16 protein-coding genes are annotated in these 23,529 nt (G+C 74.0%); 10 read left to right on the top strand and 6 right to left on the bottom strand.

All coding sequences use genetic code 11. The annotated features are described in order from the left end of the window. The first annotated feature begins 18 nt into the window (after positions 1-18). Both AB0M29_RS15240 and AB0M29_RS15235 read left to right on the top strand, forming a co-directional pair. Positions 19-1,047 (top strand): ATP-binding cassette domain-containing protein, encoded by a 1,029-nt coding sequence (locus AB0M29_RS15240; protein ID WP_365382863.1) that lies wholly within the window; start codon positions 19-21, stop codon positions 1,045-1,047. Continuing rightward, entirely contained in the window at positions 1,044-1,883 is an 840-nt protein-coding gene (locus AB0M29_RS15235) for an ABC transporter permease (protein ID WP_365382730.1), read from the top strand. The genes AB0M29_RS15240 and AB0M29_RS15235 overlap by 4 nt, the downstream gene beginning before the upstream one ends. Positions 1,884-1,915: 32 nt before the next feature. Here the strand turns inward: AB0M29_RS15235 and AB0M29_RS15230 are convergent, their stop codons facing one another. From AB0M29_RS15230 to AB0M29_RS15220, 3 genes are all read right to left on the bottom strand, one after another. Further along, positions 1,916-5,038 carry a BTAD domain-containing putative transcriptional regulator gene (locus tag AB0M29_RS15230; protein WP_365382729.1) on the bottom strand — a complete coding sequence of 1,041 codons (3,123 nt, stop codon included), beginning with the start codon at positions 5,036-5,038 and terminating at the stop codon, positions 1,916-1,918. Between the two features lie 135 nt (positions 5,039-5,173). After that, positions 5,174-6,547 carry a HAMP domain-containing sensor histidine kinase gene (locus AB0M29_RS15225; protein WP_365382728.1) on the bottom strand — a complete coding sequence of 458 codons (1,374 nt, stop codon included), beginning with the start codon at positions 6,545-6,547 and terminating at the stop codon, positions 5,174-5,176. A 1-nt stretch (position 6,548) separates the two neighbouring features. After that, complete coding sequence (locus AB0M29_RS15220) at positions 6,549-7,217, bottom strand: response regulator transcription factor (protein ID WP_365382727.1); 669 nt, start codon at positions 7,215-7,217, stop codon at positions 6,549-6,551. A gap of 177 nt (positions 7,218-7,394) precedes the next feature. Here AB0M29_RS15220 and AB0M29_RS15215 point away from each other — a divergent pair, with 177 nt between their 5' ends. Beyond that, complete coding sequence (locus tag AB0M29_RS15215) at positions 7,395-8,165, top strand: hypothetical protein (protein WP_365382726.1); 771 nt, start codon at positions 7,395-7,397, stop codon at positions 8,163-8,165. A 93-nt stretch (positions 8,166-8,258) separates the two neighbouring features. Here the strand turns inward: AB0M29_RS15215 and AB0M29_RS15210 are convergent, their stop codons facing one another. Further along, positions 8,259-9,161, bottom strand: coding sequence for an RNA polymerase sigma-70 factor (locus AB0M29_RS15210; protein ID WP_365382725.1), 903 nt, complete (start codon positions 9,159-9,161; stop codon positions 8,259-8,261). Between the two features lie 188 nt (positions 9,162-9,349). On the opposite strand from AB0M29_RS15210, the gene AB0M29_RS15205 reads away from it, so the two are divergent. Continuing rightward, the gene (locus AB0M29_RS15205) at positions 9,350-9,826 is read left to right on the top strand and encodes a carboxymuconolactone decarboxylase family protein (protein ID WP_365382724.1); all 477 of its coding nucleotides are present in this window, start codon (positions 9,350-9,352) and stop codon (positions 9,824-9,826) included. 27 nt (positions 9,827-9,853) lie between these two features. Here AB0M29_RS15205 and AB0M29_RS15200 read toward each other — a convergent pair whose 3' ends face one another. Both AB0M29_RS15200 and AB0M29_RS15195 read right to left on the bottom strand, forming a co-directional pair. After that, on the bottom strand, positions 9,854-12,184 hold the full coding sequence (locus AB0M29_RS15200) for an FtsX-like permease family protein (RefSeq protein ID WP_365382862.1): 2,331 nt from the start codon (positions 12,182-12,184) through the stop codon (positions 9,854-9,856). Between the two features lie 152 nt (positions 12,185-12,336). Then, positions 12,337-13,065, bottom strand: coding sequence for an ABC transporter ATP-binding protein (locus tag AB0M29_RS15195; protein WP_365382723.1), 729 nt, complete (start codon positions 13,063-13,065; stop codon positions 12,337-12,339). Positions 13,066-13,312: 247 nt separating this feature from the next. Between AB0M29_RS15195 and AB0M29_RS15190 the strand changes: the two genes are divergently transcribed. From AB0M29_RS15190 to AB0M29_RS15165, 6 genes are all read left to right on the top strand, one after another. Beyond that, positions 13,313-14,602 carry a histidine kinase gene (locus tag AB0M29_RS15190; protein ID WP_365382722.1) on the top strand — a complete coding sequence of 430 codons (1,290 nt, stop codon included), beginning with the start codon at positions 13,313-13,315 and terminating at the stop codon, positions 14,600-14,602. Then, complete coding sequence (locus AB0M29_RS15185) at positions 14,599-15,282, top strand: response regulator transcription factor (protein ID WP_365382721.1); 684 nt, start codon at positions 14,599-14,601, stop codon at positions 15,280-15,282. Before AB0M29_RS15190 ends, AB0M29_RS15185 begins: the two co-directional genes overlap by 4 nt. 153 nt (positions 15,283-15,435) lie before the next feature. Then, a complete protein-coding gene (locus tag AB0M29_RS15180) occupies positions 15,436-16,887 on the top strand; it encodes a histidine kinase (protein WP_365382720.1) in 1,452 nt (483 codons plus the stop codon). Beyond that, positions 16,851-17,495, top strand: coding sequence for a response regulator transcription factor (locus tag AB0M29_RS15175; RefSeq protein WP_365382719.1), 645 nt, complete (start codon positions 16,851-16,853; stop codon positions 17,493-17,495). The genes AB0M29_RS15180 and AB0M29_RS15175 overlap by 37 nt, the downstream gene beginning before the upstream one ends. 150 nt (positions 17,496-17,645) lie before the next feature. Further along, positions 17,646-20,663: an FG-GAP-like repeat-containing protein gene (locus tag AB0M29_RS15170; protein WP_365382718.1), complete on the top strand. Its 3,018-nt coding sequence runs from the start codon at positions 17,646-17,648 to the stop codon at positions 20,661-20,663. Positions 20,664-20,940: 277 nt separating this feature from the next. After that, on the top strand, positions 20,941-23,391 hold the full coding sequence (locus tag AB0M29_RS15165) for a lamin tail domain-containing protein (protein ID WP_365382717.1): 2,451 nt from the start codon (positions 20,941-20,943) through the stop codon (positions 23,389-23,391). Positions 23,392-23,529: the final 138 nt, after the last annotated feature.

Genomic DNA, 23,529 nt, shown 5'->3' with positions numbered 1-23,529 from the left:
GACGAAGGGGAAGAGCAGATGGGGTACGCGATACGGGCCGAGGGTCTGGTCAAGCGGTACGGGGACTTCGTCGCGCTGGACGGGGTGGATCTGGAGGTGCCGGAAGGGAAGGTGGTCGGGGTTCTCGGGCCGAACGGGGCCGGGAAGACGACGACCGTGCGGATCCTGTCGACGCTGCTGCGGCCGGACGAGGGGCGGGCCAGCGTCGGGGGGCACGATGTGGTGCGGGATCCGGTGCGGGTACGGCAGTTGATCGGGCTGACCGGGCAGTACGCCTCGGTCGACGAGGGGCTGTCGGGGACCGAGAACCTGGTGCTGATCGGGCGGTTGCTCGACATGCCGAAGCGGGACGCCGCCGCGCGGGCCGCGGAGCTGCTGGAGCGGTTCTCGCTCACCGAGGCGGCCGGCAAGCCGCTGAGCACCTTCTCCGGAGGGATGCGCCGCCGCCTCGACCTGGCGGCGAGCCTGGTGGGCAGGCCGCAGGTGATCTACCTGGACGAGCCGACCACGGGTCTCGACCCGCACGCCCGCAACGAGGTGTGGGACGTGGTGCGGAAGTTGGTGGACGACGGCTCCACGGTGCTGCTCACCACGCAGTACCTGGAGGAGGCGGACCAACTGGCCGACTCCATCACGGTGTTCGACCGCGGCCGGGTGGTCGCCGAGGGGCGCCCCGGTGAGCTGAAGCGCCAGGTCGGCGGGCAGATCCTGCAGGTGCGGCCGACGCTGGCGGGCGATGTGGAGCTGGTGGCCCGGATCCTCACCGAACTGACCGGCGGCGAGCCCGCCCGCAGCAGCGGCAACAGCGTGCTCACCGTGCCCGCCGCGGACCCGCTGCTGGTGTCCGCGGTGGCCAGGAAGCTGGACTCGGCCGGTATCTCCGCCGACGAGCTGGGGCTGCGGCTGCCCAGCCTGGACGAGGTCTTCCTGGCCCTGACCGGACGGCCCGCGACGAGCAACGACGAAACGGACAGCACCGACGGCACGAAGAACGACAGCAAGAACGACAGCAAGAGCGACACCGACACCGAGAGGACCGCGGCATGAGCACCCAGACCGTCACCGCCCCCGCCCCCGCTTCCGCCCCCGCCGCCCCTGTGGCGCCGCTGCGGATCGGCGCGGCCCGCACCACCCGGCACAGCTTGGCCCTCGCCGGGCGCGGCATCACCAAGATGAGGAAGAACGTCACGCTGCTCGCCGACGCGATCCTCACCCCGGTCCTCTTCCTGCTGATCTTCGTCTACCTCTACGGCGGGGCCATCGCGCACGGCGACGACGACGCCTATCTGCGCAAGCTGGTGCCGGGCATCATGGTGATGACCGTCTTCCAGGCCAGCATCGGCATCGGCGCCTCCCTCAACGCCGACGCGGCGACAGGGGTGTTCGACCGGTTCCGGTCGATGCCCATCGCCCGGTCCGCGCCGCTGATCGGCGCCGTGCTGGCCGATGTCGTCCGCTATGTCGTCTGCCTCACCACGGTGATGGCGCTCTCCCTCGTCATGGGCTACCGGATCACCACCAACCCGATAGCGACGCTTGCCGCCTTCGGGATGCTGCTGGCCTTCGCGGTGTGCTTCTCCTGGATCTCGGTCTTCATCGGGATGACCGCCAAGACCCCTGGTTCCGTCATGGGGTTGATGACGGCCCTGATCGTGCCGCTGACCTTCGCCAGCAACGTGGCGGTGCCGTCGGGGACCATGCCCGGGTGGCTGCAGGCCTGGTCGCACGTCAACCCGGTCAGCCTGCTCTCCGACACCATGCGCGGTCTGCTCAACGGCGGCGCGGTCGCCCACCCGCTGCTCGGAACCCTGTGCTGGATGGCGGGTGTGGTCGCGGTCTTCTTCCCGCTGGCGATGCGCTCCTACCGCAGGACCGCGGGCTGAACCGCCCCGGGTTCCCCCGCCCGCACCACTGCTTACACCCGCACCGGCTGGCCGACCTCCTCGGCCAGCCGGTGCAGCGCGTCCGTCCTCGGCAGCGCGGCGCCCGCGCCGTACGCGGCCCGGTAGCCGTCCTCGCCCAGCCGCCCGGTGAGCCGCTCGACCAGCTCGCGCAGCTCCGGCTCCCCCGCGTCGAACGCGCCCCGCATCACCTCGCTCATGCCCAGCGCCTCGGCCGCGCCCCGCGCGTCGCCCTCCAACGCCAGCAGTCCGCCGAGGAGTTCGGCCACCCAGGCGAGTCCGGCTCCGGCGCCCTGGCCGAGCAGCCCCCCGGCGGCCTCCGGCAGCAGGGCGCGGGCACCTACGGCGTCGCCCTCCGCGAGCCGGTTCTCCATCCGGGTGCTGACGATCAGGTCCCTGGCCAGCTCCTCGGGTACGGCGCGGTTGCGGACGAAGGTCTCCAACTGGTCCAGGACCTGGTTGGCGCGCTCCAGATCGCCCGCCCTGCGGTGGAGGTTGTTGAGGCCGACGAGGATGTTGGCCTCGAGACGCCGGTGCCCGCGCTCCCTGGCCTGGCGGTGCGCGGACTCCAGGTCGCGGCGGGCGCCGTCCAGATCGCCGCTGCGGCGGCGCTCGCGGGCCAGTCTGACCCGGCCGAGGTCGAGGTAGTCCTCGGTGCCGATCTCGGAGCTGACCGCGACCACCCGCTCGAAGGTGGCGATGGCCTGCGGGTACTCGCCGCGCAGCGAGTGGTCGCGGCCGATGGGGAGCAGGCTCATCACCAGGCCCCAGCGGTCACCGGCCTCCTCGAAGCCGCGCAGTGCGGCGAGCCGGGAGGCGGCCCCGGTGCGCAGGTCGCCCTGTTCGGTGAGGGCGAAGTCGTACGCGAGGTGGGCGCTGGCCCGCACCCAGGGGTCGGGCGACTCCAGGGCCTCGGACTCCTCGCCGGGGGCGGCGAGTTGGGAGATCCGCAGGAACAGTCCCGCGGTGTGGAACTCCCGGGCGTTGGCCGAGTCGACGTCCGCGATCGGCGAGCGGCTCTGCGGCAGGCCGCCGCCGAGTCCGCGTACCTCGGCGAGCGCGGTCTCCAGTTGGGCGCTCATCCCCCTCACTCCCCAGTACCAGAACATCGCCGCGACGAACCGGGAGGCCAGCTCCCCGTCGCCCGCCGCCACCGCGGTCCGCAGCGCGAGCACCAGGTTGGCGTGCTCGGCGTCGAACACCGCGAGGGCGTCGAGCTGTTCGCCGGTACGCAGCCGGGGTTCGTGCTCCTCGGCCAGCGCGAGGAAGTAGTCGGCGAAGGGGCCGGTGAGGTCGTCACCGGACGCGGCGAGCCGGGTGGCGGCGTAGGCGCGTACGGTCTCCAGCATCCGGTAGCGCGGCTCGCCGCCGCCCGGTCCGTCCGTCGTCGCGGTCGCGGTGGCGAGGGACTTCTCGATCAGCGCGTCGAGGACGTACAGCACGTCGTCGGCGGGCAGTTCGGCGTCCGCGCAGACCGCTTCCAGGGCGGCGAGGGTGGCCCCGCCAGGGAAGGCCGACAGCCTGCGGGCCAGGACGCGTTCGGGCTCGTCGAGCAGGTCCCAGCTCCACTCGACGACCGCGAGCAGGGTGCGCTGGCGCGGCAGTGCGGTACGGCTGCCCGAGGTGAGCAGCCGGAACCGGTCGTCGAGGCGGCGGGCGATCTGGTCCACGCTCATCGAGCGGAGTTTGGCGGCGGCCAGTTCCAGGGCGAGCGGCATGCCGTCGAGGCGCCAGCAGATCTCGACCACGGCGCCGACCGTGGTGTCGTCGATGGCGAAGCCGGGCCGGACGCTGGTGGCCCGGTCGGCGAAGAGGCGTACGGCGTCGGCCCGCGCGGCCTCGGCGGGTTCCGGGGTGCCGGTGGGCACGTCGAGCGGGCCGAGGTGGCAGAGCACCTCCCCGGTGATGGCCAGCGGCTCCCTGCTGGTGGCGAGGATGCGCAGCTGCGGCAGCCGCTCCAAGAGCTGGTCGGCGAGTGCGGCCGCCGCGTCCACCAGGTGCTCGCAGTTGTCGAGGACGAGCAACGCGTCGCCGATGTCGAGGAGTTCGGCCATCCGGTCGACCGGCGGCGCGGCCTTCTGGGTCTGTCCGGCGTCGTACAGGCCGCCGTCCGTGGAGCCGATCGCGCCGAGGACGGCGTCGGCCACCTCGTCGGCGGTGCCCACCGCCGCCAGCGGGACGAACCAGACCCGGCCGCGGCCGTAGGCCCGGTCCCGGCCGACGGCCTCCAGCGACAGCCGGGTCTTGCCCGCGCCGCCCGCGCCCACGATGGTGACCAGCCGGGACGCGGTGAGCAGCCCGTCGAGCTGCGCCAACTCGGCCTCCCGGCCGACGAAGCTGGTCAGCCGGGCGGGCAACCGCCGTGCCGACACCTCGGGCTGGACGGCGGGCCGGGCCAACTCGCCCCGCAGCAGCGTGAGATGGATCTCCTGGAGTTCGGGAGAGGGGTCGACGCCCAGCTCCTCGCCGAGCCGGGTACGGATCTCCTCGTACGTCGTCAGCGCGTCCGACTGCCGTCCGGCCGCCCACAGCGCCCGCATCCGCAGTTCGGCCAGCCGCTCGCTGAGCGGGTGCGCGGCGCCCGCCGCGCCCAGGTCGGCCAGCACCTCGGCATGCCTGCCGAGCCGTAGCTCCGCGTCGAAGCGGTCCTCGGCGGCGGCGGTCCGCAGCTCTTCCAGGCGGGCGGCGGCGGCCGCGGCGAACGGCGCCTCCGTGACGTCCGCCAGCGCCGCGCCCGCCCCCTGCCACAGCCCCAGCGCCGTACCCAGCAGCGCGGCGGCCTCGTCGAAGCGGCCCGCCGCCAGCTCCCGCCGCCCCTGCCCGGCCAGTTCCTCGAAGCGGTGGGCGTCGACATCCGCGGCCCGTACGGCCAGCCGGTAGCCGCCGGCCGTCGACTCGATGGCGGCCGCCCCGCCCAGTGCCTTGCGCAGCCGGGACACCAGCGCCTGCAGCGCGTTGGCCGCCCCGCTCGGCGGGTCCTCGCCCCACAGCCCGTCGACCAGCCCGTCCACGGACACCGTGCGCCCGGCCTCCAGCGCGAGCCGCGCCAGCAGCATCCGCAGCCGCGCGCCGCCGAGGGCGACCGGCGCCCCGTCGTCCTCACACGCCTGGACCGAACCGAGCAGAACTATGCGCACCGCGTGCCCTCCCGTAGCAACCCTGCCCCAAGAGTCGCAGCGTCCCCAGGGCGGTTCAGCATCACCTACGGGCCCCACCTGCGTAAAGGGCGGTGCGGCGGCGGGGTCTTGCCGGCTCTGACCCCCCGGAGTCGGTCAGCCGGGACCGCGGACGGCCAGGGCCTCTTCGCGTGGCGCCGCGCGGCTCAGCGGGAAGACCGCGCGGAGGTGGGCGCCGGTGCCGTGCGGGGTGGGGAGGGCGGTGAGGGTGGCGGCGTGGGCGGTGGCGATGTCGCGGGCGATGGGGAGGCCGAGACCGGAGCCGCCGGTGTCGCGGGGGCGGGCGGCGTCGAGGCGGGTGAAGCGGTCGAAGACGGTGCCGCGGTGTTCGTCGGGGATGCCGTCGCCGTCGTCGGTGACGTCGAGGACGGCGGTGCGCGGGTCGGGGCGGGTCAGGCGCACGTGGACGGTGGTCGTGGCGTGCCGGACGGCGTTGTCGACGAGGTTGGCGACCAGGCGGCGCAGGTGGTCGGCCGAACCGTCGAGGAGCACGTCGGGGGTGAGGTCGAGGGCGACGCGGATCTCCAGCCGCGGGCGTTTGCGGGCGGCCTCCTCCGCGACGAGCTGGGAGAGGTCGAGCACGGCGGCACGGAGCGGCTGACGGGCGTCGAGGCGGGCGAGCAGCAGCAGGTCGGAGGTGAGGGACTGCAGCCGGCCCACGTCGTCCAGTGCCGCCTCGGCCAGCGCCTTCTCGGCGGGGCGGGCGAGTTCGAGCCGGGTGCGCAGGATCGCCATCGGGCTGCGCAGTTCGTGGGCGGCGTCCGCGACGAACTGCCGGTGCGCGTCGACGGCGGTCCGCAGCCGGTCGAGGGTGTCGTTGACGGTACGGGCGAGGGCGGCGATCTCGTCGCGGGTACGCGGCTCCGGCACGCGTTCGTGCAGGTCGTACGCGGTGATCTCGGCGACCTTCGCCCGGATCGCGGAGACCGGGCGCAGCGCGCGGCCGACCGCGAGCCAGGTGAACAGCGCGACCAGGGCGAGCAGCGCGGGCACGCCCGGGATCAGCAGCCGGGTGAGGGTCGTCATCGCCTGCTGGGCCGGGGCCAGCGACGCCTTGCCCTTCACCTCGACGGGTCCGTTCTTGGTCGTGACGAGGGCGGTGATCTCCAGGTTGCCGTCGACGCCCTTCGCGGAGAGCAACTGCTGGGTCTTCGGGGCGCCGTCTGCCGCGCTCACGACGCCCGACTTCCCCGGCGGAAGTCCCGGCGGGGGCCCGTTGACCGGGCCCAGGTCCACCCCCTGGCCGGTGCCCGCCGTCGTTCCCGGCACTCCGGGCATCCCGGGCGGCGGGTCCCGCTTCATCGTGAACGCCTCCGACGACGCCTTCGCCTTCGCGTCCTGGAGCGCCAGCTCCTTCGTGGAGTCCGCCAGGCTCGTCTCCAGCGCGGCGAACAGCGCGACCGCGGCCAGGCACAGGGCCGCCGCCACCGCGGCCGTGGCGGTCAACGTGGTGCGCAGCCGTACTCCCATGTCATGCCTCCAGCCGGTATCCGGCGCCGCGTACGGTGCTGAGAGTGGTCCGCCCGAAGGGCTTGTCGATCTTGCGGCGCAGGGCACTGATGTAGACCTCGACCACGTTGGAGTCGCCGTCGTAGGCGAAGTCCCAGGCGCGGGCGAGCAGTTCCGACTTGGGGACGACCTCGCCCGCGCGCCGGGCGAGGCAGTGCAGGATCGCGAACTCCTTGGGTGTCAGGGCGATCTGCACATCGCCCCGGCTGCACTTGAGCCCGGCCGGGTCCACCCGCAGGTCGCCGACGCTGAGGACGGCCGGGCGCTCCCGTACCCCGCGCCTGACCAGGGCGCGCAGCCGGGCGAGCAGCACGACGTAGGAGAACGGCTTGGTGAGGTAGTCGTCCGCGCCGGTGTCGAGTGCCTCGGCCTCGTCGTACTCGCCGTCCTTGGCGGTCAGCATGAGGATCGGGGTCCAGTTGCCCGCCTCGCGCAGCCGGGCGCAGACCCCGTACCCGTGCAGCGACGGCAGCATCACGTCCAGCACGATCACGTCGTACGACTGCTCGGTCGCCATCCACAGGCCCTCGCGGCCGTCGTGGGCGAGATCGACCGCGAAGCCCTCACTGGTCAGGCCGTCCTTGAGCAGATCGGCCAGTCGGCGTTCGTCATCCACGAGGAGTATGCGCACGTCCACAGGGTGCTCCCGGCCGCCTAAGGCGAACATGAAGATCAACTGTGGGTCCTTCAGGCCCTCTTCAGGCGGCCCCGGCGAGGCTGCGGAGGTCAGATCAGCCGATCTGCGCACGCGGTACGAGTGACGGGCGGCCCGGCAGCGGGCGGCCCATGAACGGGAGTGACCGAGAGCATGAAGAAGACCAGGATGATGACGGGCATGGTCCTCACGGCGGGCCTCGGCCTGACCGGTGTGGTGGCCGCGTCCTCCAGCGGCGCCGCCACTCCGTCGTCGGCGCCGTCCGCGCACACCGCGCAGGCCGTCGCCCCGGCGCAGCCGGTGTTCGTCACGACGGCGGGCAAGGGCGGGGGCAAGGGTACGGTCTGCGTCGTGGTGAAGGGCGGCAAGCCGGGCCTGCCCGGGAAGCCGCTGCCCACCAAGCCGCTGCCCGGGAAGCCCGGGGTGCCGGGGACGCTCGCGCTGCCCGCGGTGCCCGGCGCGACGCTGTCCGGCAAGGACACGACCGTCAAGGTCGTGGGCGGCAAGCTCTACATCAACGGCAAGCTGGTCAAGGGCGGCGCCGCCGACACCAAGTGCCCGCTGCCGCCGCTCCCGCCGCTGCCCGGCAAGGGCAAGGGCGTGGTCTGCGTCATCGACATCCAGCCGGGCAAGGGCCACCCGAAGCCGGGCACCAAGACGACCGTCAAGGTCGTGGGCGGCAAGGTGTACGTCAACGGCAAGCTCGCCCCCGGCGCCAAGCCCGTCAAGGACTGCCCCCTTCCGCCCTTCCCGGGCAAGGGCGGCGGCGTGGTCGTCAAGCCGGGCAAGGGCGGGGCCGGAAGCGTGACCTTCCCCGCCCCCGGCGGCGGCAGCCTCACCTGGTCCCAGGGCGGCACCACCAAGGGCGGCTCGACCGACAGCACCAACGAGGCCGGTGTGACCACCTCGGCGCTGCGCGGCTGAGCCCCTTCCCCTGCGTGCGACGGGGGTGCACGCACCGCTGGGGCGCCCACTTCCAGGGGGCGCCCCAGCTTCGGATGCCGCGTCAGCGGCGGTTCAGCGGGTGAAGTGCGTCGGGGATGTGAGGCGGGTGAGTTTTTCGGGGTTGCGGACCACGTAGAGGGCGGTGATCTGGCCTGCCTCCATGCGGAGGGTGAGGACGTCGTCGATCTCGCCGTCGAGGTGGATGAGGAGGGCGGGGTGGCCGTTGACTTCGGTGGGTTCCACGTGGGCGCGGGCGCCCAGGGTGGGGAGGCCGGCGGACAGGACGCGGGCGACGTGGGGGAAGCCGCGGACGGGGTTCGGGATGGCCTGGCGGAGGCCGCCGCCGTCGCCGACGAGGACGACGTCCGGGGCGAGCATGTCGAGGAGTTCGCTCAGGTCACCGGTCTCGACGGCCTGCTGGAAGGCGGCGAGGGCACGACGGGTCTCGGCCGGGGAGACACTCTCGCGGGGGCGGCGGGCGGCGACATGGGCCCGCGCCCGGTGGGCGATCTGCCGGACCGCGGCCGGGCTCTTGCCCACGGCCTCGGCGATCTCGTCGTACTCGACGGCGAAGACCTCACGCAGCACGAAGACCGCCCGCTCGGTCGGGGTGAGCGTCTCCAGGACCAGCAGTACGGCGGTGGAGACGCTGTCGGCCAGCTCGACGTCCTCGGCGACGTCAGGTGTGGTCAGCAGGGGTTCGGGCAGCCACGAGCCGACGTACGTCTCCCGGCGGCGGGCGAGCGTGCGCAGGCGGGTCAGGGCCTGGCGGGTGGCGATCCGTACCAGGTAGGCGCGCCGGTCCCGTACCTCGGCGAGGTCGACGGCCGACCAGCGCAGCCAGGTCTCCTGGACGACGTCCTCCGCGTCGGCCGCCGAGCCGAGCATCTCGTAGGCCACGGTGAAGAGCAGGTTGCGGTGGGCGGTGAACGTCTCGGTGGCCGGTCCCGCCGTGTCCGTCGTGCGCTCGCTCATCCTCGGCTCCTGCCCAGTCGCTGTCGTAAGTGCCACGCACACAGGACGCCGGTCCCCCGGGTCCTGTGACACCCGCGGGCGGTGGCGCACGTCACAGCGCCCCGGCCGTCACAGGATGCCGGGCGGCCGCGTCTTGTGCTCGTTCAGCGCGGTGCGCACACCGCCACACCACATGTGAGGACGACACCATGGAACCCCGATTCAACCTGCTCGACAGCCCGACCGCCGCGACCGTCGCCAAGCGGTTCTACAACACCTCGCTGGCCGTCCAGAAGTCCTCGTTGCCCGCGAGCGTGCAGGAGCTGGTGTCCCTGCGCGCCAGCCAGATCAACGGCTGCGGCTTCTGCGTGGACATCCACACCAAGGAGGCGGCGGCGGCCGGTGAGACGCAGCTGCGGCTCAACCTGGTCGCCGCCTGGCGCCACACCACCGTGTTCACCGACGCCGAGCGCGCCGCGCTGGCCCTCGCCGAGGAGGGCACCCGCCTCACCGAGCAGGGCGTGTCCGACGACACCTGGGCCGAGCTGGGCAAGCACTACGACGACGACCAGCTCGGCGCCCTGGTCTGCCTGGTCGCCCTGATCAACGCCTCCAACCGGATGAGCGTGATCACCCACGCCCAGGGGGGCTCCTTCGACCGCAGCATGTTCGCCGCGCTCGACTAGAGCCCCCTTCCGACGCCCGCCCCCGGGCTACTCCGTGCGCAGCGCCGTCACCGTGCGGGTGCGGGCGGCCCAGGTGGCGGGGAGGAGGGCGCCCAGGACGGCGATGAGGAGGCCGCCCGTGACGAGGAGGGCGAGCTCGGGGGCGGGGTAGACGTGGAGGGCGCGGGAGGGGATGTCGAGACCGGCGCTGTGGCCCATCGCGGGCACCGTCACCGCGTGCAGGACCAGGCCCAGCGGGAGGCCGACCGCGCCCCCGACCACACCGATCACCGTCACCGACGCCAGCACCATGGCGACGGTCTGCCCCGGCGTCATGCCCAGCGCCTTGGCCACCCCGATCTCCCGTACCCGCTCGCGGGTTTCGAGCATCACCGTGTTGAGCACGCCGAGCCCGGCGACGGCGACGAGCATCAGGGTGAGCGCGGCGGTCAGCGCGTTCAGCACCACGATGGTGCCGCTCTTGCTGCCGTCGCCGCCGTGGGCGGCCGTGACGCCGAGCGGCGCCAGCCGGGTGTTCAGCGCCCGGGTGTAAGCGGCCGCGTCCGTACCGGACGTGAGCTTCACCGCGTACGTCTCCGGCCGCAGGTCGGGCTCGGCCCCGGCGAGGGTGGCGGCGTCGGTGAGCACCTCGTTGGTCTGGATGTGCGGGTCGAAGACCTCGCCGACGATACGGGCCCGGATCGTCCGGCCGTGGTCGACGAGGGCGACGGTGTCACCGAGCCGGGTGGCGGTGGCGGTCATGAAGGTGGACGGCACGACGGCCTCGCCGGGGGCGGTGAACCAGTGTCCCGCGGCCAGTTGGTAGCCCGCCCAGGACGCGTCGCCGGTGAAGGCGAAGACGGAGGTGGTGCCGGACACCCCGGCGACGGTCACGTCCGTCTCGGCGGTGCCGTACCACTTCAGCGTCCCCGGCTGGGAGTTGACGGCCGCCGTGATCGCGGCGGGGTCGCCGCCGCCCCGCCTGCCGCGCGGCACGGAGTGCGACGGCGCGCCCTTGCCCGGGCCGGGCGGCGGGCCGTACGCGGGGGCGATGGTGACGTCGGCGTTGTCGTGGTGCTTGGCCGCCTGCACCCAGTTGAGGGTGCCGCCCATGCCGACGGCGAAGGTGGCGGCCGCGGCGCCGAAGATGACCGCGGCGAGCATCCCAGCGGTGCGCGCGGGCCGGGCGAAGGGGTGGGCGAGGCCCAGGCTGACCGACCGCGGCAGCGGCAGCCGCGCGGTGAGCCGGGCCGCGAACTGCCCGCGGCCCGCCCGCGGGGTCCGGCCGACGGCGAGCGCCTCGACGGTACGCAGCCGGCCCGCCCGCAGCGCCGAAACCCATGCCGTACCGCTCACCAGCGCCAACGCGCCCCCGATCACGGCGACATCGACCCAGGGCGCGACGCCGGACGTCGTGCCGCCGTACACGTCGGCGGTCGCGGAGAGCACGGGGACGGCCAGCAGGTTGCCCGCGACGGCGCCGATCGCGACCCCGGCCACGGCCGGGACCAGCGCCTGGGCCATGTAGGCGCGGACGACCTGCGCCGGGGTGAACCCGAGGGCCTTGAGCACACCGATCCGCCGCGTCCCGGTGCCGACCGCGCCGGACACCACGATGCCGACGGTGAGCACCGACATCAGGACGCCCAGCAGGCCGAAGGCGAGGAGGAAGGGCACGAACAGCGCCGTGTTGCGGTTGGTGCCCTGCTCGACGGTGAGCCACGACTGCACACCGGACAGCGCGCCTCGGGGTGCGGCGGCCGCCACCGCGGCGCGGTCGGCCGCCATCCGCGCGGTCGTACCGGCCGAGGCGAAGCGGTACAGCATCTGGTAGCCGACGGCCCTGCCCACCGGGGTGAGCGTGGCGATCTCGGCCGGGACCGCCCAGGCGTCGGCGGTCTGGCTGACCGACCGGGCGAAGCCGACGACGGTGACGGCCGGGTCGCCGGGCAGCCCGGGGAAGTGCAGCCGGGTGCCGACGTCGCTGATGGGGCTGGAGTAGTCGACGGACAGCACGATCTGGCCGGGGCCCGACGGCCAACTGCCGCGGAGCAGGGTCACGTCGTCGACCGGTCCGCCGCGGTCGGCGCGGCCGACGACCGCCATCGGCGACAGGCTCGCGCCCTCCGGCAGTCCGAGGTCGGCGCCGCCCTGCGGGTCGACGGTCGCCGTGGGGAACGGCCCGGCGGCCGCGGTGACCCCGGAGGCGTGGGCGGTGGCCGCCAGTTGGGCGGCGCTGCCGTGCCCGCCGTCGAACCGCGCGGTCAGGTGCGCGCCGTGCTGGGCGGCGAAGGCGTGCTCGAACGGCTGCCGCGAGGCGACCACCAGCGACCCGCCGAGCACCGACACGGCCACCGCCATCATGGTGGCCAGCACCATCACCAGGGTCTGCACCTTGCGCCGCCGCACACCCGAGCGCACCACCTTGCCGGGCACGCCCCACGCACCGCGGACACCTGGCCGCCCCGGTGTGCCCGGCGCTCCGTCCCGTCCGCCCGGGTGCGCCGACGTGCCCCCTGCACCCCGCGCGCTCATCGGGCCACCGCCGTCGAGGTCGCGGAGGTCGCCGGGGTCGTCCGGGGCGTGGGGCGGTCGGCGACGACGCGGCCGTCGGCGATCTCTACCGTACGGGTGGCGCACGCGCGGGCCAGCGACAGGTCGTGGGTGACGGTCACGATCGTCTGGCCGTCCGCGTGGAGGTCGTTGAGGAGTTCCCTGACGTCCTCGCCGGAGGCGGAGTCCAGCGCGCCGGTGGGCTCATCGGCCAGCAGCAGCGGCGGCCGGTTCATCAACGCCCGTGCGACGGCGACCCGTTGGCGCTCACCGCCCGACAGGCGGCCGGGGTAGGCCCGGGCGTGGCGGGCGATGCCGAGGACGTCGAGGAGTTCGGCCGCGCGCCTGCGGGCCGCGGCCCGGCCGACCCCGGCCATCTCCGCGGGGAGCAGCACGTTGTCGGCCACCGTCAGGTCGTCGAGCAGGTGGAAGAACTGGAAGACCATGCCGATCTTCGCCCGGCGGAACCGCGCGGAGCCCGCCTCGCCGAGGGTGTCCACCCGGGTGCCGTCGACCGTGACGGTGCCCGCGGTCGGCCGGTAGAGGCCCGCGATCAGGTTGAGCAGCGTGGACTTGCCGCTGCCGGAAGGGCCGAGCACCGCGACGGACTCGCCGGGGGCCACGGTGAGCGACACCTCGTCGAGGGCCGCCGGGCCCTCCTCGTAGCGGCGGCTGACACCGCTCAGTTCGATCACCGGCACGGCCATCGTCGTCTCCCTCGTCCTCGCGCTGCCCGCCGGTTCCGACGGGGTGCCCACCGGTCCCGGCGGGGTGCTCCGACGCTATGAGCGGGGGCCGTTTCCGCACGTCGGCCGCGGGAGGCATCTCGCGTACCGCGCCAGGACCACCGCGCCGGACGTCATCCTTGCGAGGTAGGCGAGCGGTGTACGGGGCGGCGCGAGAGCCGACCGCCCGAGGGATGTGCGCCCGAGGACGGTCGGCCACAATCAGCCCGTGACATACGAGCAGGTGGCAGGCAGACTGCGGGAGCTGGGCGGCCGGGGGCGGGTCGCCCCGCGCCGCGCCCTGACATTCCGCGGCCAGGCGTTCGACGTGGCGCTGGCGGTGGCGCTGGCTCTGGTCAACGCCCGCTACGCGACGGTCGCGCAGGTGGCCGGTCCCGTGGACTGGGCCGGCGGCACGCTCCTGGTGCCGCTCGTCGCCGCGCCGCTGGCGCTGCGCCGCCGCTTTCCGCTGCCCGCGCTGTGGGCGGTGCTGGCACTGGCGCTGGCGGTCAGGGACGACTCCCCCGACATCGCGTACTTCTCCGGTGTCGTGTGCCTCGTCGCCCTCTACAGCGCCGTCGTGCACTGCCCGTACCCGGTGCCGACGCTGCTCAGCCTGCCGGTGGCGGCGGCCGTGGTGGTGGTCCTCTTCCTCTCCGCGCAACTGCCCGAGTTCCGCAACGGGGTGGTCGCCCTCCTCGTGCTGATCCCGGTGCTGGCGGTCGCGTACGAGATCCGGATGTGGCGGCGCCGCGTCGAGGACGGCCACACCCGGGTGTCCACCCTGGAGCGCGAGCAACTCGACGCGCTGCGGCGGGCGGTGGAGCACGAGCGGGCCCGGATCGCCCGCGAGCTGCACGACGTGGTGACGCACAACGTCAGCGTGATGGTGATCCAGGCCGGGGCGGCCCGCAAGATCATGGAGACCTCGCCCGAGCGGGCCCGCGAGGCGCTGCTCGCGGTGGAGACCGGCGGCCGGGCCGCGATGGCCGAACTGCGGCAGGTCATGGGCCTGTTGACGATGGACGAGGACGAGACGGGCGAGGGCGAGTACGGCGGTGTCGGCGGTGTCAGCGGTGTCGGCCGTGTCGGCGACGCGCCGCCGGAGAGCGCCGAGTTGGCCCCGCAGCCCGGTCTCGGCCGTCTCGACGCCCTGGTCGGCGGGGTGCGGCACGCCGGGCTGGCGGTCGAGCTGACCGTGCGGGGGCGGCGCCGCGCCGTACCGCCCGGCGTCGAACTCGCCGCCTACCGGGTGGTGCAGGAGGCGCTGACCAATACGATCAAGCACGCGAGCGGCGCGAGTGCGGAGGTGGTCGTGGAGTACGGCGAGGACCGGCTGCGGGTGGAGGTGGCCGACACCGGCGGCCGTCCGGGACCGGCCGCGTCCACCGGCAACGGGCGCGGTCTGCTCGGCCTGCGCGAGCGGGTCGCGGTCCACGGCGGCACGCTGACCACCGGCCCCCGCCCCCGCGGCGGCTACCGCGTCACCGCCGTCATCCCGCTGGACGCCGCCTCGTGACCGGGCTGCCGCGCGTGGTGGTGGCCGACGACCAGGCGCTGGTCAGGGCCGGCTTCCGGATGATCCTGGAGTCCGAGGGCATCGAGGTGGTCGCCGAGGCCACCACCGGGGACGAGGCGGTGGAGGCGGTCCGCCGCACCCGCCCGGACGTCGTCCTGATGGACATCCGCATGCCGGACATGGACGGCCTGGAGGCCACCCGCCGGATAGCAGCCGCCGGGGCGGACGGCCCCCGGGTGATCATCCTGACCACCTTCGACCTCGACCGGTACGTGTACGCCGCCCTGTCCGCGGGCGCCAGCGGCTTCCTCCTCAAGGACGTCAGCCCCGAGCACCTGGCCAACGCGGTCCGCACGGTCCGCACCGGCGACGCCCTGCTCGCCCCCGCGATCACCCGCCGCCTCGTCGCCCGCTTCGCCCGCCGCGACGACGACACCGCCACCGCCCTCCACCGCGACCTCGCCACCCTCACCCCCCGCGAGCTGGAGGTCATGACCCTGCTCGCCCGCGGCCTGAGCAACGCCGAACTCGCCGCCCGCCTCCACCTCGCCGAGGCCACCGTCAAGACCCATGTCGCCCGCATCCTCGGCAAGCTCGGCCTCCGCGACCGCGCCCAGGCGGTCGTCGTCGCCTACGAGACCGGCCTGGTCAGCGCGGGCCGACCGGACCCGGCGCCGTAGTACCGGGGCCGCGGGTGTAGCTACGTACACCCCCTGATCCGGGGCCCAACCCCCCTGTGTGACCGCCCTGTTGCCCGGGAGACTGGCGGCCTGGCAGTGAGGCGGCGGGGATCCCGGGGCAACCGGCGGGCTCCCACGGGAGGAGGGACCAGCGTGGACGGTACGAGGACGGCTCCGGCCCCACGGCACCCGTCGTTCAGCCGGACGCACCGGCTCGGCGCGGGCGCGCGCGCCCTCTGGCGGCTCGCGGCGCTGTGCGCGGTGGCGTCGCTGGGCGCCGTGCCGCTGGTGGCGATCGTCTGTGTGTCACGCGCCCTGCTGGACGACGGCACCCGGCCGAGCACCGTCCACGGCCCGTACCACACCTGGGCGTTGCTGATCACGGGGCTGGTCGGCCTCGGGGTGGTGCGCACGCGGTGGGTGGTACGGCGTACCCGGCGGCTGGTCGGGCGGTGGTGCGGGGTGCGGATCCCGGACCCCTACCGGCCCGCGCCGGTCCGGGACCGGGTGGCCGGGGAGACGGGGAGCGTGTCCGAGCGATGGCGGCGGATCGCGTGGCTGCTGGGTGATCCGGCGACCTGGCGTGACCTGGTGTGGACCGGGCTGAACGCGGTGGTCGGCGCGGGCGCCCTGCTGGTGCCGCTGGGGCTGACCGGCGCGTACGGGCTCAGCTATCTGTTCTTCGGACCGCCCGCCGGGCCGCCGGACAGGTCGGCGCCGATCGCGCCGCCGCCCGACCGCCTGGCGCCGCCGCTGCCCACCCACGGCGGAGTGCTGGGAGGACCGGTGCACAGCCTGCTGACCGGGAAACCCGTCGCCCTGACGCTGGCCGCGCTGCTGTGCTGCGCGTGGCTGGCCGCAGTGCTGCTGGCCGCGCCGCGCCTGCTGGCCGGGTACGGCCGCCTGGCCGGTCTGCTGCTGGGACCCACCCGGGAGGCCCGACTGGCCCAGCGCGTCACGCACTTGGCGGTCACCCGGTCCGACACCATCGACAGCGGCGCGGCCGAGATGCGCCGGATCGAACGCGACCTGCACGACGGCGCGCAGGCCCGGCTGGTGGCGATGGGCATGACGCTGAACGCGGCCGAGCAGCTCTTCGCGTCCAACCCGGACGCGGCGCTGGCGCTGCTGACCGAGGCCAAGCAGTCCTCGGTGAAAGCGCTGGCCGAACTCCGCGACCTGGTACGCGGCATCCATCCGCCCGTACTGGCCGACCGCGGACTGGTCGACGCGGTGCGGGCGCTGGCCCTGGACCTGCCGCTGCCCGCGCGGGTGGACGGCGACCTGCCCGCCCGGGCGGCGGCGCCGGTGGAGTCGGCCGCCTACTTCGCGGTCAGCGAGCTGCTGGCCAACGTCGCCAAGCACGCGGGCGCCCACCGGGTCTGGATCGACATCGGCCATACTGGCGAGGCGCTCAGGATCGGCGTCACCGACGACGGGCGCGGCGGCGCGGACCCCTCGCGCGGCACCGGGCTGCGCGGCCTGGAACGGCGGCTCGCCGCGTTCGACGGCGTGCTCGCCCTCACCAGTCCGCCCGGCGGCCCGACCATAGCCTCGCTGGAGATCCCGTGCGCGTTGTCATCGCCGAAGACCTCTTCCTCCTGAGGGACGGCCTGACCCGGATGCTCGAAGCGCACGGCATGACGGTCGTCCGGGCCGTGGAGACCGGCCCGGAACTGCTCGCCGCCGTGGCCGCGGAACGCCCGGACGTCCTGATCGTGGACGTCCGGCTCCCGCCCACCTTCACCGACGAGGGCCTGCGGGCGGCGCTGGAGGCCCGCCGCACCACCCCCGGCCTGCCCGTACTCGTGCTGTCGCAGTACGTGGAGCAGTTGTACGCACGGGAGTTGCTCGCCGGCGGCTCGGGCGGCATCGGGTACCTGCTGAAGGACCGGGTGCTGGACAGCGCCCAGTTCGTGGACGCGGTACGCCGGGTCGCGGCCGACGGCACCGTGATGGACCCCGAGGTGATCGCCCGGCTGCTCACCCACAACTCCGGGAACGGCGCGGTCACTTCGCTCAGCCCGCGCGAGCGCGAGGTGCTCGGCCTGATGGCCGAGGGCCGCTCCAACGCCGCCGTCGCCCAGCAGTTGTTCATCAGCGAGAGCGCGGTGGCCAAGCACACCGCCTCGATCTTCACCCGGCTCGGCCTGCAGCCGTCCGACGACGACAACCGCCGCGTGCTGGCGGTGCTCGCGTACCTCAACCACTGAGGGTGCGAACAGGAGTTCCGCGATCCGGGTGAAGGTCCGTCACCCGTTCCGCATACTGTGCTCACTGTGATCGGGGGGCCTGTCACCTGCGGAACCACACCTTCCGGCGTGGCATGGGACGTAACAGAACAGAGAGTTGGGGGGGGACCCATGAAGCGAGCCGCGCGTGCGCGGGCCGCTGGGGCGGTGGTTGCCGCCGCGATGGCGTTCGGTGGGACGGCGGTGGTGGTGCCGGGGGCGGCGCACGCCGACACAGGGGTGGTGGTGCCCGCGCCGCAGGCGGCGGTGGACCGGGCGGCCGACATCGTTGCCACCGGTCCGGACGGGGCGCTGATGCAGGAGGAGGGCACCGCCGGGTACATGTGGGTGTCGACGGCGAACGGCCAGGTCACGCCCGAGCCCGCGCTGGACGGGATACCGCGCTCGGCGTTCTTCGGCACCAGCATGCCGTGGGACCGGGTCGCGTACAGCACCACCGACGAGGACGGCGCCACGCAGGTGGTGCTGCGGTATCTGACCGACGGCAGCACGTCGGTGGTCACCCTGCCGGACGGCTATACGCATCCGCAGGTCGCGAACGGCTTCGTGGTGGCGAGCCGGGACACCGGCAGCGGGTACGAGTACCACATCCTGAGGATCGTCGGCGGCACCCAGCAGGACCTGACGGTGGCACTGCCCGCCGGGGCGACCGGCGAGGTGTCGACGCCCGTACTGGCCGCGTACGAAACGCAGTTCATCGTGCGCTGGCAACAGAACGGCGAGGCCGCGTACGGCATCGTGGACGGGCTGACCGGCGCGGTGCGGGCGCTGCCGGTGACCGGCCCGGCGAGCGGCTTCCAGATGACCTCGGCCTGGACGCTGTGGTTCAGCCGCCAGGGCACGGTCGGGGTGCGCACGCTGCCGCACACCAGCACGTCCGGCGAACCGCGGATCACACCGCTCACGACCACGTCCGACAGCAGTGACGTGCACGCCTTCGCGGTGGGCGACAACATCGCCTGGTACGAGGGTCCGCACGGCCCGCTGCGCCTGGAGCCGCTGCAGGGGAACGACACCCGCCGGGTGGTGCTGACCGACGCCGAGCGGGGGACGCAGACGCCCGACGGCAGGCTGATCGTGATCGGCAGGGCCGCGGACGGCACGCGCGGGCTGCACGACCTGGTGGTCAACGGCAACGGCGTGGTCTTCGACGGGTCGCTCCGGACGCTGGCGCCGGTGATCCACTACAGCACCACCTCGGCGATCGGCCTGGACCGGGGCACCCTGCGCTTCGTCAACACGCTGAGCGGCGTGACGACGCTGTACGGCAGGGACATCGGCACGCAGCCCACCCCGGTACTCGGTGCCTCCCTGGCCTCGTACGACGACGGCGCGCCGGGCAGGTTCGCCGACGGCACCGACCGGGGCCTGGCCCGGCTGACCACCGACGCGGTCACGGGCAAGGACTCCCTGGTGACGGGTGGCGTGACGGTACCGCTGCCGTCCGCCCAGGGCCGCATCCTCGACGTCTCGCCGGGCTATGTGCTCTACGCGGGCGTCGACGGCACCCAGCAGGTCGTGGACGTGGCCGCGGGCCGGATCGTACGGAACATGAGCGCGGAGGCCGCGGCGCTGGACTACGCGACGCTGTGGACGCCCGGCGGGACGGCCGGAACCGTCGTGGCCACCAGCCTCCGTACCGGCGCCACCGCCCGCACGGTGGACCTCGGCTCCGGCTGCACGCCGACCGACCTGCGCTCCAACGGCCCACTCCTGTACTGGGCCTGCGGCCCGCAGCACACCGCGGGCGTGCGGGACATGTCCACCGGCTGGAAGTACCCCGCACCGGCCGGGGACGACGTGCTGCTCGGCGACCACTTCATGGCGGCCTACGAGCCGGGCGCGCACCTCCTGCACCTGACCCGATTCGTCGGTGACGCGGCCATGGCCCTCCCGAACGTCCTGGGGGTGAAGCCGGTGACGGGTGACAGCCGGGGCGTGAGCTGGACCCTGGACCGCCGCTCGCACAAGATCGCCTACGTGGACACGTCGGACAGCGTGCACGTGGCCGCGGTGACCGGGGTGGACACCTCCCCGCTGACCGCGCCTGACCGGGTGGTCCCCGCCACCTTCGCGGCGAAGGCGGGCGCGGCGCGCTGGGGCGCGACCTGGTGGCTGTCGGAACCGGCCGCGTCCTGGAAGCTGACGCTGGCCACGCGCACGACGGGCGCGGTGGTGCGGACGTGGACCGGCGGTCCGACGGGCACGTCCGTGGCCGTCTCCTGGGACGGCAGGAACGCCTCGGGCGCGCTGGTGCCCAACGGCGGCTACGTCTGGACGCTGACGGCGGCGCCCGCGACCGGCCTGGGCGGCACCCTGTCGACCTCGGGCACCGTCACGGTGGGCGGCGCGGGCGCCGCGCCCCGGGACTGGGCGGGTCCCGCCGGTCCCGACGGGGTGGGCGACCTGGTGACGATGACGTCGTCCGGCTCGCTGGCCTTCCAGAAGGGCACGGGCGCGGGCAAGTTCTCCGGTTCCGTCGCGGCCGGTGGCTGGCCGGCCAGCGACACCGTGGTCCCGATCGGCGACCTCGACGGCGACCACTGCGCTGACGTGCTGGTCCGGCTGAGCACCGGCACCCTGCGGGCCTACGAGCCCGCGTGCGGAGCGGCGCCGACCACCACCACGCCGTACAGGACGATCGGCAGCGGCTGGAACACCTACCAGCAGATCACCTCGCCCGGCGACCTCGACGGCGACGGGCGCCCCGACCTGCTGGCCAGCGACGCCAAGGGCGACCTCTACCGCTACCTGGGCACGAGCGCGGGCGCGTTCGCCCCCCGGGTGAAGATCGGCTACGGCTGGCAGATCTACTCCCTGATCGCCGGTGCGCAGGACCTCACCGGCGACGGCCGCGGCGACGTGCTGGCCCGCGACACCTCCGGGGTGTTGTGGCGGTACGACAGCGACGGCCGGGGCGGCCTGAAGGCGCGCGTCAGGATCGGCGCGGGCTGGAACACCTACAACACGGTCGTCGGCGTCGGTGACTTCACCGGCGACGGCAGGTCCGACCTGGTCGCCCGCGACGCGGCCGGTGACCTGTGGCGGTACACCGGTACGGGCCACGGCACCTTCGCGGCGCGCGTGAGGATCGGCGGAGGCTGGAACGTCTACAGGACGCTGCTCTAGCCGCAAGCGCGGGAAACAGGAAAGCGGGCCCCGACCGTCCCGGCGGTCGGGGCCCGCGTCCGTGCGGGCGGGGTCGCGGTGGCGCGGGCGAGGTCGCGGTGGTGCCGAACTCCCGCTGGTGACACGCGGGATCAGCGAGCGGAGGTGCGGCGTTCACCCGGTCTTCAGGCGTTCGTCGCCTGAGTGCCCGAACCTTCACCGGGCGGTGCTGTCGTGCTGCCCTCGTCCGCCGCGGCGACTCGGGAAGAGGACAACCACCGTGCACAGACCCTGGCGTGTGCCCATCACACTGATCACGGCGGCGCTGACCGCCACCGTCCCGCTGCTGTTCGCGGTGGCGTCGCCCGCGTCCGCCGACGACGCACCGGCCCCGGCCCCGGCCGCCGCCCAGGCCCCCTCCACCGTGAGGATCAACGAGGTCGAGTCCAGCGGGGGCATCCCGGGCGACTGGGTCGAACTGGTCAACTCCGGTGCGGCGCCGGTCGATGTGTCGGGCTGGATCGTCAAGGACAACGACGACACGCATGTCTTCCCGATCCCGGCGGGCACCACGATGGCCGCCCACGCCTTCCTCGCCCTCGACGTCGACCCCGTCTTCGGGCTCGGCAGCGCGGACTCCGCCCGGCTGTTCCTGCCGGACGGCACCACGCTGGTGGACTCGTACAGCTGGACCTCGCACGCGACCACGACGTACGGCCGCTGCCCGGACGGCACGGGTGCGTTCGTGACCACCACGTCCTCGACGAAGGGCGCGGCCAACGACTGCTCGGGGCCGGGCGGTTCGGGCGGCCAGACGCCCGCCTCGCCGTGGCCGGGCGGCGCCGCGGTGACCACCGCCGACGACGCGGGGACCTTCGGCACCAATGTGAGCGGGCTGGCGTACGAGGCGTCCGGCGGTACGACGCCGGGTGTGCTGTGGGCGGTGAAGAACGGGCCGAGCACGCTGTACCGCCTGGAGTGGGACGGGACGAAGTGGGCGCCCGCCACGACCGACGGCTGGAACGCGGGCAAGGCGCTGCGCTACCCGGACGGCACCGGCGACCCCGACTCCGAGGGCGTCACGCTGACCGCGGCGGGACCCGCGGGCGGGGTCTTCGTCTCGACCGAGCGCAACAACGCAGCCAACGGCGTCAGCAGGCCCGAGGTGCTGCGCTTCGACCCGGCGGCGGGAGGCGGCGGCACCAGCCTGACCGCGACCGGGGAGTGGAACCTCACCGCGGACCTGCCCGCGGTCGCCCCGAACAGCGGTCTGGAGGCGGTCTCCTGGATACCCGACTCCTTCCTGACCGCGCACGCCTTCCGCGACGAGCACACCGGCGCGGCCTATGACCCGGCCGGCTACCCCGGCCACGGCGACGGCCTGTTCTTCGTCGCCCTCGAAGGCACCGGCGGCGTCTACGCCTACGCGCTCGACCAGAACGACGGCGGGTTCACCCGGGTCGCGACCATCGCGAGCGGCTTCCCGAGCGTGATGGACCTGCAGTTCGACCCCGAGACCAGCCACCTGTGGGCGGTCTGCGACGACACCTGCGGCGGCCGTACCGCGACCCTCGACATCGGCGCGGACGGCAGGTTCGGCGTCACCAACGTGTACGAGCGGCCGGGCGCCATGCCCAACCTCAACAACGAGGGCTTCGCGATCGCACCGCAGACGGAGTGCGTCGACGGCAGGAAGCCGGTCTTCTGGTCCGACGACAGCGACGACGACGGGCACGCGCTGCGCGGCGGCACCATCGGCTGCACGGTGCGCGACCTGGACGCGGACGGCGACGGCGTCAACGACGATGTGGACGTGACGTACCCGCCGGGTGTCTCGCGGGCGGCCGACCCCACCAACGGGACGTTCTCCGACGCGCTCACGGGCGGCACCACCTCGGGCACGATCGTGGACCGCGGCGGCCGTACGCTCACCGTCTCCGACGCGCACGACCCCGCCGGGGTGCTGGTGAACGTCGGCGCCGGCGCGGCGGGTTCGGGACCGGCGCGGTTCCGGCTGGCCGGCAGCGGCGCGACCCTGGCGCTGGGCCGCGGCTCGTACGAGCTGACCGGTTCCGGCGCGACCACCGCGATCAGGACGGTGGACGGCGAACCGGCCGTCGTGAGCGTGAGCGTGAACGGCGCGCCGGTCACCCTCACCGTCGGGCAGGGCGGTTCGGTCGCGTACACCGAGGTGGTGGCGGCGGGCGGCAAGGTCACCGGGCTGACCGGGATCCGGCAGGCCGGGACGGTCACGGTGCGCGCCGACGGCGTGCCCGCGGCCGACTGCGGCACGTCGCCGGTCCAGAACGTGATCGTCGGCACCCCCGGCAACGACACACTCTCCGGGACCGGCGCGAACGACCTGATCCTGGGCCGCGGCGGCAACGACACGGTCAGCGGGAACGGCGGCAGCGACTGCGTCGTCACCGGCTCGGGCAACGACCGGATCACCACGGCCGGTGGCGACGACCGGATCGACGCGGGCGGCGGCAACAACGCGGTCGCGGCGGGCGGCGGGGCGAACACCGTCACGACCGGTTCCGGCAACGACAGCGTGACCACCGGCGACGGCGCCGACACCGTGGACGCGGGCGGCGGCAACAACGCCGTCAGCTCCGGCGGCGGGGACGACGTGCTGGCCGCCGGGAGCGGCAACGACAGCCTCGACTGCGGCGCGGGCGCGGACGTGGCGCGGGCCGGTGGCGGCAACAACGCCAACGTGGGCGGGCGGTGCGAGATGTTCGGCTGATCCCGGCCGCCGCGAGGACGAAGGCCCCGAACCGCACGGCGGTTCGGGGCCTTCGTCGTGTCCGGATGCGTGGGTGCGTACGAGTGGGGGACAGATTGGTCGTATCAACCGATGTCCACACTTGTAGTGAACAGAAGC

The organism is Streptomyces sp. NPDC051976, assembly GCF_040680795.1.
In the GTDB taxonomy this organism is placed as follows: Bacteria; Actinomycetota; Actinomycetes; order Streptomycetales; family Streptomycetaceae; genus Actinacidiphila.
This window is presented reverse-complemented; position numbering and strand designations above follow the sequence as displayed.